The organism is Pseudomonas sp. PF05 (assembly GCF_056521845.1).
On record NZ_JBWLPW010000057.1, the window covers coordinates 1 to 1571 of the forward strand.

The window sequence follows — 1571 nt, forward strand, 5'->3', positions numbered from 1 at the left end:
GCCCTGGGGCGTTTACTCAGCCGTGAGGACGAACACGGTGCGCTCACGCACTACCAATGGGACGCTGTCGGCCGGCTGCTGCAAGTCACCTTGCCCAACGGTGCCACCCGGACCTGGCGCTACAACGCCTACGGCAAGGTCACCGCCGAGTGCGATGAGCAGGGGCGGGTCACCCGCTACGAATACGCCGACGACCTGCACCTGGTCAGTCGCCGCCTGAACCCCGACGGCAGTGAACTGAAGTACCGCTACGACTCGGCGCGGCTGTTGCTGACCGAAATCGAAAACGAATCCGGCGAAAAATATCAGCTGGACTACACGCCCAACGGCTTGATCCGACAGCAGGTCGGCTTCGACGGCCAACGCACCGCCTACGCCTACGACCTCAACGGCCACCTGTTGGAAAAAACCGAGCACGGCGAGGACGGTTCGCAACGGGTTACCCAGTACCAGCGTGACGCGGCCGGGCGGCTGCGGGTCAAGACCTTGCCCGACGGCCAGGCCATCGAATACCGCTACGACGAGCTGGGCCGATTGGTCCACGTCAACGACGGCAGCGATCATCCGCTGGCCTTCGAGTACGACGCCCAGGACCGGCTGGTCTGCGAACACCAGGGTTGGGGCACCCTGCGTTATCGCTACGACGCCTGCGGGCGCCTCAACCACTTGCGCCTGCCGGACGACAGCCAGCTCGACTACCACCACGCCCCGGGCGGCGCGCTGACGGCCATCGACCTCAACGGCTCGCGCCTGACCGAACACCGGTTCGTCGGCGGTCGCGAACGGCAACGCCAGCAGGGCCGGCTGCTCAGTGACTACGACTATGACGAACAGGGCCGCCTCAAGGCCCAGACCGTGTGGCAGAGCCGACAGCAGCAACTGTTCTGGCGCGATTATGCCTACAGCGCCAAGGGCAATCTTCAGACCCTTTCCGACAACCGAAACCGCCGCAGCTACCAGTACGACCCGCTGGATCGCCTGACCCGCATCGACTTTTCCCACAGCGAACCGCCGGAACACTTCTGCCACGACCCGGCCGGCAACCTGATGATGCAGGACCGCCCCGGCCCGACCACCCTCAAGGGCAACCGCCTGCTGAAGGAGGGCGACCGCCACTACGACTACGACGCCTTCGGCAACCTGACCCGCGAACGCCGCGGCCAGGCCCTGGTCAGCGCCTATCGCTACGACAGCCAGCACCGCCTGATCGGCGTCACCACGGCCGATGGCCGCGAAACCTCCTACCGCTACGACGCCTTTGGCCGACGCATCAGCAAGACCGTAGACGGCCTGACCACGGAATTTTTCTGGCAGGGCGACCAGGTCGTCGCCGAAAACAGCCCACGCCACCACCGCAGCTACGTCTACGAACCGGGCACCTTCCGCCCGCTGGCGATGCTCGACGGCGAAGGCCCGGAAAAAGCCACGCCGTTCTACTACCACCTCGACCACCTGGGCACGCCCCAGGAACTGACCAGCTACCGCGGCCAGGTCGTCTGGTCGGCGCGCTACAACGGCTACGGCAAACTCACCGAACTCCAGCACGGCGGCGGCGAACAGCTTGAACAACC

General features: G+C 65.6%; 1 protein-coding gene. It reads left to right on the plus strand.

Annotated elements, in window-relative coordinates; all coding sequences use genetic code 11:
• Positions 1 to 1571 (plus strand): RHS domain-containing protein (locus tag AC09SL_RS29395; protein ID WP_479571993.1); only part of this gene is annotated, 1571 nt, incomplete at both ends.